The 13,338-nt window shown below is 73.9% G+C and carries 15 protein-coding genes; 9 read left to right on the forward strand and 6 right to left on the reverse strand.

Features of this window, described 5'->3' with window-relative positions; translation table 11 throughout:
- Positions 1–49 precede the first annotated feature (49 nt).
- A complete protein-coding gene (locus K1T35_RS00405) occupies positions 50–1,018 on the forward strand; it encodes an adenosine deaminase (protein WP_220258211.1) in 969 nt (322 codons plus the stop codon).
- Positions 1,018–2,223, forward strand: coding sequence for an amidohydrolase family protein (locus K1T35_RS00410; protein ID WP_220258212.1), 1,206 nt, complete (start codon positions 1,018–1,020; stop codon positions 2,221–2,223). The genes K1T35_RS00405 and K1T35_RS00410 overlap by 1 nt, the downstream gene beginning before the upstream one ends.
- Here K1T35_RS00410 and K1T35_RS00415 read toward each other — a convergent pair.
- Positions 2,212–3,810, reverse strand: coding sequence for a PucR family transcriptional regulator (locus K1T35_RS00415; RefSeq protein ID WP_220258213.1), 1,599 nt, complete (start codon positions 3,808–3,810; stop codon positions 2,212–2,214). The genes K1T35_RS00410 and K1T35_RS00415 overlap by 12 nt on opposite strands.
- 65 nt (positions 3,811–3,875) lie before the next feature.
- Positions 3,876–5,051: a cytochrome P450 gene (locus K1T35_RS00420; RefSeq protein ID WP_220258214.1), complete on the reverse strand. Its 1,176-nt coding sequence runs from the start codon at positions 5,049–5,051 to the stop codon at positions 3,876–3,878.
- A 46-nt stretch (positions 5,052–5,097) separates the two neighbouring features.
- Here K1T35_RS00420 and K1T35_RS00425 point away from each other — a divergent pair, with 46 nt between their 5' ends.
- Positions 5,098–6,036 (forward strand): DUF5926 family protein, encoded by a 939-nt coding sequence (locus tag K1T35_RS00425; protein WP_220258215.1) that lies wholly within the window; start codon positions 5,098–5,100, stop codon positions 6,034–6,036.
- A gap of 54 nt (positions 6,037–6,090) precedes the next feature.
- On the opposite strand, the gene K1T35_RS00430 is transcribed toward K1T35_RS00425, so the two are convergent.
- Positions 6,091–6,897: a CPBP family intramembrane glutamic endopeptidase gene (locus tag K1T35_RS00430; RefSeq protein WP_220258216.1), complete on the reverse strand. Its 807-nt coding sequence runs from the start codon at positions 6,895–6,897 to the stop codon at positions 6,091–6,093.
- A gap of 199 nt (positions 6,898–7,096) precedes the next feature.
- On the opposite strand from K1T35_RS00430, the gene K1T35_RS00435 reads away from it, so the two are divergent.
- On the forward strand, positions 7,097–7,510 hold the full coding sequence (locus tag K1T35_RS00435) for a hypothetical protein (RefSeq protein WP_220258217.1): 414 nt from the start codon (positions 7,097–7,099) through the stop codon (positions 7,508–7,510).
- Between the two features lie 7 nt (positions 7,511–7,517).
- Entirely contained in the window at positions 7,518–7,835 is a 318-nt protein-coding gene (locus tag K1T35_RS00440) for a DUF3817 domain-containing protein (RefSeq protein WP_220258218.1), read from the forward strand.
- Here the strand turns inward: K1T35_RS00440 and K1T35_RS00445 are convergent.
- The gene (locus tag K1T35_RS00445) at positions 7,832–8,641 is read right to left on the reverse strand and encodes a DUF2470 domain-containing protein (protein ID WP_220258219.1); all 810 of its coding nucleotides are present in this window, start codon (positions 8,639–8,641) and stop codon (positions 7,832–7,834) included. The genes K1T35_RS00440 and K1T35_RS00445 overlap by 4 nt on opposite strands.
- A 111-nt stretch (positions 8,642–8,752) precedes the next feature.
- Between K1T35_RS00445 and K1T35_RS00450 the strand changes: the two genes are divergently transcribed.
- Positions 8,753–9,637 carry a hypothetical protein gene (locus K1T35_RS00450; RefSeq protein ID WP_220258220.1) on the forward strand — a complete coding sequence of 295 codons (885 nt, stop codon included), beginning with the start codon at positions 8,753–8,755 and terminating at the stop codon, positions 9,635–9,637.
- Between the two features lie 39 nt (positions 9,638–9,676).
- Here the strand turns inward: K1T35_RS00450 and K1T35_RS00455 are convergent, their stop codons facing one another.
- Positions 9,677–10,219 carry a macro domain-containing protein gene (locus tag K1T35_RS00455; RefSeq protein ID WP_220258221.1) on the reverse strand — a complete coding sequence of 181 codons (543 nt, stop codon included), beginning with the start codon at positions 10,217–10,219 and terminating at the stop codon, positions 9,677–9,679.
- A 23-nt stretch (positions 10,220–10,242) separates the two neighbouring features.
- Here K1T35_RS00455 and pheA point away from each other — a divergent pair, with 23 nt between their 5' ends.
- The 3 genes from pheA to K1T35_RS00470 all read left to right on the forward strand — a co-directional run bounded on the left by pheA (position 10,243) and on the right by K1T35_RS00470 (position 12,941).
- Positions 10,243–11,187, forward strand: a complete 945-nt coding sequence (gene pheA / locus K1T35_RS00460) for a prephenate dehydratase (RefSeq protein ID WP_220258222.1) — start codon at positions 10,243–10,245, stop codon at positions 11,185–11,187.
- Entirely contained in the window at positions 11,184–11,816 is a 633-nt protein-coding gene (locus tag K1T35_RS00465; RefSeq protein ID WP_220258223.1) for a histidine phosphatase family protein, read from the forward strand. The genes pheA and K1T35_RS00465 overlap by 4 nt, the downstream gene beginning before the upstream one ends.
- A gap of 84 nt (positions 11,817–11,900) precedes the next feature.
- On the forward strand, positions 11,901–12,941 hold the full coding sequence (locus K1T35_RS00470; protein WP_220258224.1) for an acyltransferase family protein: 1,041 nt from the start codon (positions 11,901–11,903) through the stop codon (positions 12,939–12,941).
- Positions 12,942–12,950: 9 nt separating this feature from the next.
- Here K1T35_RS00470 and K1T35_RS00475 read toward each other — a convergent pair whose 3' ends face one another.
- Positions 12,951–13,289: a metallopeptidase family protein gene (locus K1T35_RS00475; protein ID WP_220262294.1), complete on the reverse strand. Its 339-nt coding sequence runs from the start codon at positions 13,287–13,289 to the stop codon at positions 12,951–12,953.
- Positions 13,290–13,338: the final 49 nt, after the last annotated feature.

The raw sequence follows: 13,338 nt of genomic DNA on the forward strand, positions 1-13,338 counted from the left end.
GGACGCTCCTCCGAAGCCGCGGGCGGCCTTGATCCGGTTGGCTCGACGCATGCTGCCGACGGCGGAACTGCACGTGCACGTCGAGGGAACCCTCGAACCCGAACTGCTGGTCCGGCTCGCCGCGCGCAACGACGTAGCGCTGCCCACCACCGACGTCGCCGCGCTGCGCGCCCGCTATCGCTTCACGAGCCTGCAGTCCTTCCTCGACATCTACTACGCCAACCTGGCGGTCCTGCGCACGGCCGAGGATTTTCATGAGCTGGCCGGCGCTTACCTGGCCCGTGCCGCGGCGGCCGGGGTGCGGCGCGCGGAGCTGTTCTTCGACCCGCAGACCCACCTGCGCAACGGCGTACCGCTCGCCGCGGTGTTCGACGGGCTCGGCGCCGCGCTCGCGGAGAGCCCGATCTCGGCCGACCTCATCCTGTGCTTCCTGCGCGACCTCGGTCCGGAGGCCGCGGAGGAGACCCTGCGCGCCGCGCTGCCGTTCCGGGAGCGGTTCATCGGTGTGGGGCTCGACTCGGCGGAAGTCGGTTTTCCGCCGTCGTTGTTCCGCGACGTGTACCGGATGGCCGCGGCCGAGGGCCTCCACCGGGTGGCGCACGCGGGGGAGGAGGCAGGCCCCGACTACGTCTGGGAGGCTCTCGACGTGCTGGAGGTGGAACGGATCGACCACGGCATCCGGGCGATGGAGGACGGCAACCTGGTGCGCAGGTTGCGGGCAGAGCGGATGCCGCTCACGGTCTGCCCGCTGTCGAACGTCAGCCTGCGCGCGGTCGACACGCTCGCCGACCACGTGCTCCCCGCGATGCTCGACGAGGGCCTCGTGGTGTGCGTGAACAGCGACGACCCCGCCTACTTCGGCGGTTACGTCGACGACAACTACCGTGCCGTCGCTCGCGAACTGGGCCTCGACGACGCGGCGTTGCGGACGCTCGCCACGAACTCGTTCGACGCCTGCTTCGCCCCGCCCGAGCAGCGCGAGCGCTGGAAGGCGGAACTGTCCGGGGAGGCCAACTGATGGACGGGCGTCTCGACGGGATCCGGCTGTGGGATGGCGATGCCGACCGCGGCCCGTCCGTGCTCACGTGGAGCGGCGGACGGATCACCGAGGTGCAGGCGGCGGAGCGGGACCGGCTGCCCGAGCTGTGCGCCATCCCCGGGCTGGTCGACACGCACGTCCACATGCTGGGCTTCGCGGGCGAGCAGGGCGATCCCGCCGGCCGCGACACCTTCACGTGGCCGCTCGTCACCACCCGGGAGGAGCAGACGCTGCACGCCGCGGCGAACGCGGGGAAGGCGCTGCGCGGAGGCGTCACGACGCTGCGCGACCTGGCCGGTGACGAGGCGCAGGTGGCCGTGGGCCGTGCCTTCGACAGCGGGATCCTGCCCGGCCCACGGGTTCGGGTCAGCGGGCCGGTCGGGATGACGGCAGGGCACCTGGACCTGTTCACCCCTGCGGCGGTCAGGAACCGGCCGCCGACCGCCGACGGCCCGGACGCCTGCCGCGCCCTCGTCCGCCGCTGGGCACGGGCGGGGATCACCGGCATCAAGATCTTCACCAGCGGCGGCGTGCTGTCCGTCGGCGACCGCGTGGGCTGGCGCAACCACACCCGCGCCGAGCTGGAAGCGACGATCGACGAGGCGCACGCGCTGGGGATGCTCGTCGCGGCCCACGCGCACTCGGCCGAGGGGATCCGGATCGCGATCGAGGTCGGCGCCGACTCCGTCGAGCACGGCACCGAGCTCGCCGAGCCGGAGGCGGCGGAGCTCGCCCGGCGGAACATCCCCGTCGGCCCAACGCTGCTGATCAACGAGATCATCGCCGCCGGGCGCGGGGCCACCGGGGAGGCGCGGGAGAAGGCCGCAGAGCTCGTCGAGCGGCGCGACGCGCTGCTGAAGGCCGCCGCGGCCGCGGGCGTCCGGTTCGTGCTGGCCACCGATGCGAGCGGCTACTTCGTGCGCTTCGGGGACCAGATGGCCGAGGTGGCCCGGATGGTGCAGGTGCTCGGCATCGACCCCGCACGTGCGCTGCGCGCCGCTACCTCCGACGCGGCGGACTCGATCGGGATCGGCGGCGACGTCGGCCGGCTCGCGCCGGGCTTCGGGGCCGACCTCGTGGTGCTGCGCGGGCGGCCGTGGGAGCGGATCGAGGACCTGGATCCGGCGAACATCGCGGCAGTGGTGTGCCGCGGCCGGGTGCTGTCCGGCGCGCTACCCGGCTGAGCGGCCGCCGTCGGCCTCGTCATGGCAGCTCAACGCCAGGTAGAGGTCGACCCGGTCGTGCATGGACGACATGCTGCGCCCGGTCAGCTGCTCGATGCGGGCGATCCGGTAGCGCAGCGTGTTGACGTGCACGTGCAGTTCCTCCGCGGAGCGCTGCCACGAGCCGCACGAGTTGAGGAACGACGCCGCGGTGCCGACCAGGTCCGAGCCGTGCAGCGCGTCGTAGTCGAGGAGCGGGGCCAGCAGCTGGCGGCCGAACGTGCGCCGCAGCCGGGCGGGCACGGCCGACAGCAGTGCCCGGTGCGAGTCGACCTTCGTGCCGGACACGACGTGCACCGGCTCGCCGGGCGCGGCCTCGGCGGCGGCCTCCCGGCGGCGCCGGGCCGTCTCCAGCGCCGAGCTCAGTGCGCTGACGCTGGTGGCGGCCTCGCTGATCCCCACCAGCAGCCTGCGGTCGCGCAGCAGCGGGCGCCAGCTCTCCGCGGCGGCGTGCACCGCCCGGACCAGGCCGTCGGCCTCGGTCGCGCCGTTCACGAGCAGGACGCCGTCCGCGCCATCGTCGACGGTGCCGAGCAGGTGCCGTCCGGGCGCGGCGAGCAGCTCCTCGAGCAGGGGGAGCGCCGCCCCACCCGGCGCGCGCTCGCCGGTGCCGGCAGGCGCGACGATCGTCGCGACGACCGCGACCGTCGGCAGCCGTGGATCGGCGCCGAGCACGCGCAGGTGCGCCGAGACCTCCCCGGGGGCCGCCGCGTCGGCGTCGAGGAGCGCGACGAGCCCGCCGACCGCCGCTCGCTCGGCCGCCGTGCGCTGGGCGGCGAGCTCCAGCTGGAGCGTCAGCACGCCGTGCAGGCTGCGCAGCGCCTCCGTGGTGGTGGCGTCGAGCTCGTCGGGCCGCCCGGGGTGCACGAGGTGGCCGTGCGGGCTGCCGGGGCCGTCCGGAATGCTCCAGGCCGAGCACGGGGCGCCGTCGACCACAACGGGGTGCCGCCCGGGTCGCCCGGGTAGGACCGCGCGCCGCACGGCGGACACCGCGGCCTCGTCGGGCGGGGTGCCGGCGGCGCCACCGACCCGCCCGGTGGGCGTGAGCACCCAGCACGCCATGCCGAACTCGTCGGCGAAGGCGGTGAGCGCCCGCGGCACGCCGTCCTCCGGCCCCACCGCGCCGAGCAGCCTGCGGTGGAAGCGGGCCGCCCTCGCGATCGCCGTCGCGGGTGCGGGCAGGGTCTCGGCGAGCACGGCTTCGCAGACCGCGCTGAACGAGTACCGCTCGTCGATCACCAGCATCGGCAGGTCGCGCCGGGCACAGGCCCGCGCCAGCCCGGCCGGAACGGTGCGGGTGACCAGCAGCCCGACCACGAGGCCCCGGGCGCCCGCGTCGGCGAGCGCGTCGGCGAACCGCGCGCTGTCGGCCGCGTCGCGGTACCAGAGGCAGCTGGTCAGCACGAGATCACCGGGCCGGAGGAACCGGCTGGGATCGGGCAGGTCGGTGACGTAGGGCCGCAGCACCGGCTCGTCGAGCGCCGCGCTGGGGGCGGTCGCCACGCTCAGGCCGAGCTCGGGCCTTGCGACGAGGTCACGCAGTCGCACTCGGTCCTCCAGTCGGCCGCTCCCGCCGGCGCGAGCCTATGTCGGCGCGATGGCCATGACGCGACTCACCCCGTCGCCAGCCGCAGCTCCCGCAGCCCGCGCATGACGAAGTCGGGGCGCCGCGGCGGCTCGGCCGCGAGCCGCATCTCCGGAAGCGCGGTGCGCAGCGCGTCGATCGTCGCCGCCACCTCCACCCGGGCGAGCGGGGCGCCGAGGCAGTAGTGCACACCCGCGCCGAACCCGAGGTGCGGGTTCGGCTGCCGGGCCACGTCGAGCTCGTCCGGTCGCGCGAAAACGGCGGGGTCGCGGGCCGCGGCGCCGAGCAGGGCGGCGACCTTCGTGCCGGCCGGCACCGGGTGGCCCGCCACGGCCGTGTCCACCACGGCCGTGCGCTCGAACAGCTGCAGGGGAGGGTCGAAGCGGATGAGCTCCTCGACCGCGGTCGCGTCGAGCCCCGGGTCGGCGACGAGCCGCTGCCACTGCCCGGGGTGGCGCAGGAGGGCGAGTACACCGTTCCCGATCACGTTGACCGTGGCCTCGTGGCCGGCCATGAGCAGCAGCGCGGCCGTGCCGACCAGCTCGTCGCCATCGAGGTCGGCGTCCAACAGGTCGGTGATCAGGTCGTCGCCGGGGTGCCGGCTGCGGTGGGCGGCGAGCCCGTGCAGCGCCTCCACGAACTCGGCGGCCGCCCGCTCCGCGTCCGCGCGCCGCACCCGGCCGGGGTCGGGCTCGTACATCGTGACGATCGTGTTGGACCAGCCGCGCAGCGCCGAGCGTTCCGGCTCGGGTACGCCGAGCAGGTCCGCGATCACCTCGACCGGCAGGACCGCGGCGACCCCCGCCATCAGGTCGGCGCTGCCGTCGGCCCGGATGCGATCGACGAGCTCGGCCACGAGCCGATCGGCGAGCGCTCGCACGCCCGGCTCGAGGCGGGCGGTGTGGCCACGGTTGAAGGCACCCGCCACCAGCCTGCGCAGCCGGTCGTGCGGTGAGCCCTCGCGTTCGAGCAGTGAGTTGCGGTGCAGCAGGTTGAAGGCCGGGAAGTCGGCGGCGGGTTCGGCATCGACCCAGATCCGGCCAAGGTCGCGCCCGCGCAGCACCTCCGAGCACGCGGCGTGGGACACCGCGACCGGGATGCCGAGCAGTGGGTGCTCGTGCACGGGGGCCTGCGCGCGCAGCGCGGCGAACGTGGGGTAGGGGTCGGCGAGGAAGTCGGGATCACCCGGGTCGAATGGGGCCATGGCGATCCCATCCTGCTCCGCCGGACCCACTAACGTTTGCCGGACCATGGCCAAGAAGACACGTGCCAAGGCGGCGCCCGCGGGTGAGAACCCCCGCCGCCCCTGTCCCTGCGGCTCGGGCAAGCGGTTCAAGGCGTGCCACGGCGCCGGTGACGACGTGATCGTCATCCGGCCGTTCGAGGGCCTCGCGGCGGAGTGCGACCTGGTCGCGATGCGCGAGTTCCTGCCGTCGGCCACGGCGCCGCTGCCGCTGCGCGAACCGGGCGGCGCTCCGGTCACGCTCGCCACCGTGCTGCCCGGGGCGGCCGCCGCGGTCGTGCGCCCGGACGGCTCGATCCTGCTCGGCATGCAGGTGCAGGCGCACTCCGGCGACCTGTCGGCCGACCTGGCGAAGGCGCTGCGGTGGGCGCAGTCGGCCGAGCCGGGATCGGCGCTGCCGGTCGTCGGGCCTGGCATCGCGGGCGAGCTGGTGCGGATGCAGGACGTGCTCGACGCGGAGGCCGCGCTCGACGTCACCGTGCACGCGGACTTCGGCTGGTGGATCCCCCCGGCCGAGGACGGTGCGGAGCCGAGCCCGGACGTCACCGCCGCCCTGGAACGGGCCAACAAGGTGATCATGCCGACCGAGCCGGTGGCGGCCCCCGGTGTCCGGGCGGCGTACTGGGTGGACACCGGGTCGAAGGCCCACCTGCGGTGGGTGCGGCCCGAGCCGGAGGAGGCGCTGCTGGCGGCGCTGGCCCGGCTCCAGGCGCGCGGCGAGCTGGCCCTCACCGACGACGCCCGGTACGCCGGATCGTTCCGGGCCCACGGCCTGCTCGTGCCGGTGTGGGACCTCGATCGCGAGCTGCACGCCAAGGAGTGGAGCGAGCCCCTCTCCGCCTTCTCGGAGCGGCTGGACGCCGCACTCGCCGAGGACGCCCCGCTCACCGATGCCGAGCGCCGCGCCCGCGACGCACTGGCCGGCAAGCAGATCACCCTGCGTTGACCGGGCCGTGAGTGGATACGCGGGCTATAGCACTCGTATCCGCTCACGACCCCGTTAGGGGAGCCAGGACGCCCGGCCGGAGAGGGCCGCGTATCCGACGAACGCCACCCAGTCGATCAGGGCGTGGGCGCCGACCAGCATCCACAGGCGGTTGATGCGCTGCCAGACTCGGCCGAACACCAGCCCCATCACGACGTTGCCGACGAACCCGCCGAGCCCCTGGTACAGGTGGTAGCAGCCGCGCAGCACGGCCTGGGCGACGACGGACCGGTTCTCCGACCAACCGAGCTGGCGCAGCCGCGTGATCAGGTAGGCGACCATCACCACCTCCTCGGCCCAGCTGTTCGCGGCCGCCGACATCAGCAGCACCGGCACCCGCCACCAGGTGTCGTCGAGCGTGGTGGGCGCGATCGTCACGCTCACCCCGATCGCGCGGGCGAAGAGGTACAGGCCCAATCCGGGTATGCCGATCAGCGCGGCGAGGCCGGCCGAGCCCAGCGCGTCGCGGCCCGGTCGGCGGCGATCGAGCCCGACGTCACGCATCGCGAAGCCGGCGCGCAGCAGCAGGTAGGCGCCCAGCGCGCCCCAGCCGACGAGCTGGAGTACCCGGGTGAGCTGCAGCGCGAGATCGATGAGCCCGACCTCCGCGGCCGGGGCGTTCAGCGCCACCTGCTGCTCGTTGAGCGGCACCGGCTGCATCACGGCGTCGAGCAGGGCGAGACCGCTGCGCACCGCGGACAGCCCGAGCGTCACCGTGAGGACGACCAGCACCTCCAGCCCGACGATCCGGCGGGTCCGCGGGTCGGTCAGGAGGGCCGTTCCGGAAGGTGGCGGAGCGATCCAGTCCCGGAGAGCGGTCACGGTCGCGGACGTTACTAGGCCGCGCCCTGTGGGCCCCAGGCCGCGCGCTTCGCGCCCAGACGGCCGCTGACTGCGTTGTCGGCACGACCGGGTATGTCCAATACATCGGCTCGCGCCTCCGCCTTGCCAGCGACCGCCTGGATCACGAAGCGCATCGACCTGGGGCCCACAGGACGCGGCCACGGGTAGTCTGAACCGCGTGCGCCGGCTGATCCTCTCCCCGAGGTGGGTCGTCTGGCACGTGCTCACGCTCGGCGCGATGGCCACGTGCGGCTGGCTCGCCGTGTGGCAGTGGCAGCGCGCCGGGTCCGCGATGGGCAGCGCGCTGAACGTCGGGTACGGGCTGCAGTGGCCGCTGTTCGCCGTGTTCTTCGCAGTCATGTGGTGGCGGATGCTGCGGATGGAGGCGGCGAAGCTGGAGGAAGCGGCCCCGGCCGCCGACGAGCCGGTGGCCCGGCCACTGCAGGAGCCACGCCCGGCCACGGCCCCGGACGCCCCGTCGCCATTCGGCCCGCGTCCGCGTGACGCCGCGCCACCGCCGGCGGACGACCCGGAGCTCGTCGCCTACAACCAGATGCTGGCCGAGCTGGCCGCTCGCAACTCCGACCGCTGAGGACGCCGTGCCGATCCAGACCGCCCTGCTCGCCTACCGCATCTCCGCATGGGTCACCGGCGTCGGACTCCTCGTCCTCGTGCTGATCGCCATGCCGATGAAGTACATCTTCGGGCAGCCGCAGCTGGTGGCGGTCGTGGGCGTCACCCACGGCTTCCTCTACATGATCTACATCGTCTGCACGCTGCTGCTGGCCGAGCGGGGGCGGTGGAAGCCGCTCGACGCCCTGCTCATCCTCGTGGCAGGCACGATCCCGGTGGCGTCGTTCATCGCCGAGCGCCGGGTCACCCAGCGGGTGCGGGCCGGTCAGTCCCCGGTCAGCTAGCTAGCGGGTCTGCTTCCGCCGAGCGGGTCGACGTCCACGCCGCGCCGCATCGGGCACCCGATCAGGTGCTGCATCTGCGTGCGCAGCTCCTCCACCGTGGTGGCCTGCTCGGGCCACGCGATCCGCACGTCGTGGTCGCGGCCCGGCGCCTCGAGCCGCAGGCGCAGGCCGTACCGGTCCATCCCGAGTGGGCGCAGCCGTGCCTCGCGCAGGTCGCGCAGAGCGGGCGGCAGGTGCCTGGTGAGGACGTCGAGGACGTCCGGGTGCGAATCCTCGAGGTGGGCGAGCCAGTGGCCCTCGTAGCGGCAGAACGGGTCCGGCCATGCGGCGGCCAGGTCGACGGGGGTGAGTGCGGCGGTGCCCTCGGCGTCGGACAGCACGGCCGATCCCGGGTCGAGGCGCACGAGGGTGGCGCCGTGGCCCAGCCGCAGCAGGTCGGCGTGCGGGCGCACGTCAGCGACCTGCAGCGCGATGCGCCTGGCGATGTCGGGCTCCGGCACCCGCAGCCGGCCCGTGATCCACAGCAGCCCGCGGACGGGCTCCCTGAGGTCGACGGGGGCGTGGTCGGTGATCTCGAGCATCGCCGCGAACTCGCCGCCGGGCGCACTCCGGATCGCGTCGAGTACGGGCTCGTCGTCGTGCAGCAGCAGCACCGCGGAACCGTCTGCGCGCACGTGGTGCACGAGAGGAACGGCCTGGGGTGCGCCGGTGCCGACGAGGCTCGCCGTTCCGCCGCGGGCGGCGACGCTACGGGCGCGCTCGGCAGCCGACGGAGCGGGCGGTCGGCGGGGCCGGGTGGATCCCAACAGGACACCTCCGTGACTTAGGTGAGCCTAAGCTATAGGCCGCTCCGGCAGGTGTCCAGGGCGCGAACCTACGGCCGCTGTCACACGGCCGAAGCCCACCCGTTAGCGTCTGTGACCGTGACGACGGCGGCTGGTGCGGATCCATGGGCCATCCCACCGCTCTTCGCGCAGCTGGTCGATGACATCAGCCTGCTGCAGCCGCGGTCGGTGGCGCCCGGCGTGGACGCCGTCGTATCGCGGTACCTGAGCGAACGGGACGGCCGGTACGGCGGTCTCGTCGGGCAGCTCGTCTGCCCGGTGTCGCGGCTTCCCGCGCTGGTCCAGGAGCTGGCCCGGTCGGTGCCGACGCGCCCTGTCGACGTGTCGCTCGTGGTCGACACCGGGCTCGGGGCCGTGCCGAAGGCGCTCTCCATGGTCTTCTCGCGCTCGAGCCTCCTGACGCCCCGCACCGTCGAGACCGCGGCGCCACCGGACGTCGACGCGATCTGGCTGGAGCGGGTGTCGGAGTTCGTGCCAGAGGACGTCGTGGCCGTGGTCGAGCCTCGCAGGCCTGCGGGCTTCGAGCCCGCTGACATCAGTGCGTGGCTTGGCGCCGTGCGCCGCGTCGCCGAGCACGGGTGCGCGCCGAAGCTGCGCTGCGGCGGCCCCCGCGCCTCCGACGTGCCGTCGGTCGCGGAGGTGGAGGAGTTCCTGCACGTGGTCGTCGACACCGGGCGGCCGTTCACCACGCTCGGGCTGCGTCAGGTCGTCCGCAGCGAGCAGGACGAGCAGCGCCGCCACGGCATCCTCAACCTGCTGGTGGGCGTCGCACGGGCGCTGGGTGGCGGCGACGTCCGCGAGGCGCTCGAGTCCAGCGATGGCGCGGGCCTCGCGCGAGAGCTCACGGGACTGTCCGAGCGCGCTGTCAAGGGCGTGCGCGGGCTCCTGTCGCGTTGCGGCGCCGACCCCGAGCCCGTGCCGGCCACCCAGCTGGCAGGCCTCGGCCTGCTCACCTGACGTTCCGCGAGTCGCGCTCTGGGTGCGGGTGAGTCGGGGTCATGCCTCCCCGAGGACCTCGTCCAGCGCCTCGCCCACTCGTTGCGCGCACACCTCGGGGGACAGCCCGCCCACGCCCGTGCCGAGGCCGGGCATGGCGATCGTGTGCACCTCGTCGCGGACCGGGGTGCCCTCGGGCAGTGAGCCGTCGCGCCAGAGCCGCAACACCGCGCCGGCCGCGGCGCGGGCGGCGTCGCCGTCGGGTGGGAGCCGCTGGCCGGGCCTGCTCATCGTCGGCGCGCTCACCAGCCAGGCCGGGTGCTCGACACCGGTCGGCACGATCACGGCCTCGCCGACGGGCAGCTCCCCGCCGGACGCCGCGCGCACCCGCTCGGAGATGCCGGGGAACCAGCGCGCGTACACGGCGTCGATGCCACCGCCCATGATCCCGAGCGAGTTGGCGGGGCTCACCACGGCGTCGACGGCCACGTCCGTGATCGGGCCCTCGTGCACGACGAGCCCGGCGCGGCCCTCCGCGAGCGCGCGCCATGCCCGCGCCATCGGAGTGTCAACGGCCACCAGCACCAGCGTCAGGCTGCCCATGCCCCCACAGTAGGGTCGCCTGCGTGACCCGCATCGCGTTCCTCGGGCCGCGCGCCACCTTCACCGAGCAGGCACTGCGGTCCATGCCCGAGGCCGCGGGCGCCGAGCTCGTGCCCTCCACCGGATCCCCGGCCGTGCTGGCCGCCGTGCGGGACGGTTCGGCCGACCTCGGCTGCGTCCCGATCGAGAACTCCGTGGAGGGTGCGGTTCCCGCCGTGCTCGACGGCCTGGTCGCCGACCCGCCGCTGGTGATCGTGCGGGAGGCGATGCTCGCCGTCCGGTTCGCGCTGCTGGTGCGGCCGGGCACGCGTCTTGCCGACGTGCGCACGGTCGCGTCCCACCCGCACGGCATCGCGCAGACCCGGGAGTGGATCGCCGCCCAGTTGCCCGAAGCCGACGTCCTGCTGTCGGCCTCGACGTCCGAGGCGGCGGCGCAGGTGGCCCGGGGCGAGTTCGACGCGGCCGTCTCGGCGCCGCTGGCCGCCGAGCAGCACGGCCTCGAGATCATCGCCGACGACATCGCCGACAACGCGGGTGCGATCACCCGGTTTGCGCTCGTCTCCCCGCCGGGGCCGCCACCCGCGCCCACCGGGCACGACCGCACCTCGCTCGCCGCCACCACGCAGAACCGTCCCGGCGCGCTGCTCGGCCTGCTCACGGAGCTCGCCGTGCGTGGAATCGACCTCACGCGCATCGAGTCCAGGCCGATCAAGGACCGGCACGCCGAGTACTGGTTCCACCTCGACTGCACCGGGCACGTCGCCGAGCCGGCCATGGGCGAGGCGCTCGCCGCGCTGCACCGCAGGTGCGATCGCGTGCGGTTCCTCGGCTCGTACCCGCGTGCCGGCAACGGCGCGTCGACGGCGGCCCCGAGCACGTCGCCGCTGCCGATCGGGGGCGCGGACGCGGAGCAGTTCACGGCTGCACAGAAGTGGCTCGACGGATTGCGCGCGGGGGGTACTGCATGAGCGGCGTACGTCTCGTCATGGCGCGGCACGGGGAGACCGCGGCGAACGTGCAGCACATGCTCGACACCCGCCCGCCGGGCCTGCCGCTGAACGAGCGGGGACATACGCAGGCGGCCGCGCTCGGCGCGCGGCTCGCCGCCGATCCGGTCAGCGCGGTGCACGCATCGGTGGCGGTGCGGGCTCAACAGACCGCGGCGCCGGTCGCCGCTGCCCACGGCCTGGACGTCAGGGTGGTCGACGGCGTCCACGAGGTGTTCTGCGGCGAGCTCGAAGGCCGCTCCGGCCGGGCGGCCCTCGAGCGCTTCATGGCCGTCTACGAGGCGTGGTGGGCCGGAGACCTGGACGCCCGGCTCCCCGGCGGCGAGTCGGCCCGCGACGTACGCGACCGGTTCCTGCCCGCACTCGACGGCATCCTCGACGGCGCGAGCGGCGACATCGTGCTCGTGAGCCACGGCGCCGCGATCCGCCTCGCCGCGGCCGCACTGCTCGGCGACACCGCGGAGACGCGCTTCCTGCCCAACACCGGCCTCGTGGTGCTGCGCCCCGACGGTGACGGCTGGGCGCTGGAGCACTGGGACGGCGCCATGCCCGTCGCCGGTGACGTCACCGCGGGCGGCACGCCGGCCTGATCGCGGTTCGGTCGCCGGGTCCACATCTCAGCTTCATCACAGCAAGTGGTTGCCATGGTGTTCCGCGCAACCGACCGAGGGTGGATGTTGAGCAGCACAGTGGACGCACCGACGCGACGCACGGCTGCCCGCTTGGACTGGGTCGACGCCGCGAAGGGCATGTCGATCCTCCTCGTCGTGGCCCATCACATCGTGTGGTTCATGGAGAGATCCGGGCAGGCGCCGAGTGCCGTCGTCACCGCCAACGAGGCGCTGGCCTCGCTCCGCATGCCCCTCTTCTTCCTGGCATCGGGGTTGCTCGCCGCCGGCCCCCTCGCGGCGCCGTGGCGGGCGGTGCTGCACAAGCGCGTCGCGTTCTTCCTCTACCTGTACGCGATCTGGACGATCATCCGGTTCACCTTCTTCGCCACGGTCGTGCCGCCCGATGTGGACCCGGACGGGTCGGCCGACCCGCTCGCGTTCGTGCTGGCGTTGCTGCTGCCCGGCCCGAGCATGTGGTTCCTGTACGCGCTCGCCGTGTTCGCCGTGGTGACCAAGCTCGCGCGCCCCCTTCCGGTCTGGCTGCAGCTGGGCGTGACGGGGACGCTGTCGGCGCTGGTCGGAGCCGAGATGGTGGATTTCGGCGACACACGCTGGACCTACATGTCGCGGTTCCTGTTCTTCTTCCTGCTCGGCTGCCACGCCCGGGAGTTCGTGGAGCGGTTGGCGCGGGCCACCAGCCTCCTGTGGGTCGTGGCCGGAGCCGCGACGTGCGTCGGGGCCGCGGTCGGGGCGGTCGCGTTCGGGCTCAGGACGATTCCCGGGATCGCGCTCGCCCTGCAATGTCTCGCGGTCGGGTCGGGCGTGCTGTTCGCAGCGTGGATCGCGCAGTACCGGATCGGCCGGCCGCTCGTGGTGCTGGGCACCCAGACCCTGCCGATCTACCTGATCCACATGATGTGGCTGGCCGCGATCATGATCGGGGTGCGGTACGTCGCGCTTCCGGTCGCGGCGGCGTACGCGCTGCCGTTCGTGCTGGTGCTGGTCCTGACGGCCCTCTCGCTGCTCACCCACCGGGCGCTGACGGCGCTGGGTGCGACGTGGCTGTTCGCCCTGCCCTCGCGGCTGGCCTACCGGGTCTCGTAGGAGTTCCGCTCAGCCCCAGCCGAGCTCGTGCAAGGTCGCCTCGGCGATCCCGAAGTGGTGCGCCACCTCGTGCACGACCGTGACGGCGACCTCGTGCACCACGTCGTCCTCGGTGTCACAGACGTCGAGGATCGCGTCCTGGTAGATCGTGATCCGGTCCGGCAACTCGCCGCCGTAGCTCGACGTGCGCTCGGTGAGCGCCACGCCCTCGTAGAGCCCCAGCAGCTCGGGATCGGTGTCGTGGCGGGCGTCGACGAGCACCACGACGTTGTCCATCGCGGCGGTGAGCTCGGGCGGGATGGTGTCGAGGGCATCCGCGACGAGCTCCTCGAACTGCCGCCGGTTCATGTCCACCGGTGGATACTCGCACCGCCGCCGGCGACGGTGGCGGCGCCCG

The sequence above is a fragment of the Pseudonocardia sp. DSM 110487 genome (genome assembly GCF_019468565.1).
Classification (GTDB): Bacteria; Actinomycetota; Actinomycetes; order Mycobacteriales; family Pseudonocardiaceae; genus Pseudonocardia.

Coding starts and splice junctions, on each gene's coding strand:
- K1T35_RS00410 (WP_220258212.1), top strand. CDS start 1,018: ATGGACGGGCGTCTCGACGGGATCCGGCTGTGGGATGGCGATGCCGAC.
- K1T35_RS00425 (WP_220258215.1), top strand. CDS start 5,098: ATGGCCAAGAAGACACGTGCCAAGGCGGCGCCCGCGGGTGAGAACCCC.
- K1T35_RS00455 (WP_220258221.1), bottom strand. CDS start 10,219: ATGGGCAGCCTGACGCTGGTGCTGGTGGCCGTTGACACTCCGATGGCG.
- K1T35_RS00470 (WP_220258224.1), top strand. CDS start 11,901: ATGTTGAGCAGCACAGTGGACGCACCGACGCGACGCACGGCTGCCCGC.
- K1T35_RS00405 (WP_220258211.1), top strand. CDS start 50: ATGCTGCCGACGGCGGAACTGCACGTGCACGTCGAGGGAACCCTCGAA.
- K1T35_RS00420 (WP_220258214.1), bottom strand. CDS start 5,051: ATGGCCCCATTCGACCCGGGTGATCCCGACTTCCTCGCCGACCCCTAC.
- K1T35_RS00475 (WP_220262294.1), bottom strand. CDS start 13,289: ATGAACCGGCGGCAGTTCGAGGAGCTCGTCGCGGATGCCCTCGACACC.
- K1T35_RS00465 (WP_220258223.1), top strand. CDS start 11,184: ATGAGCGGCGTACGTCTCGTCATGGCGCGGCACGGGGAGACCGCGGCG.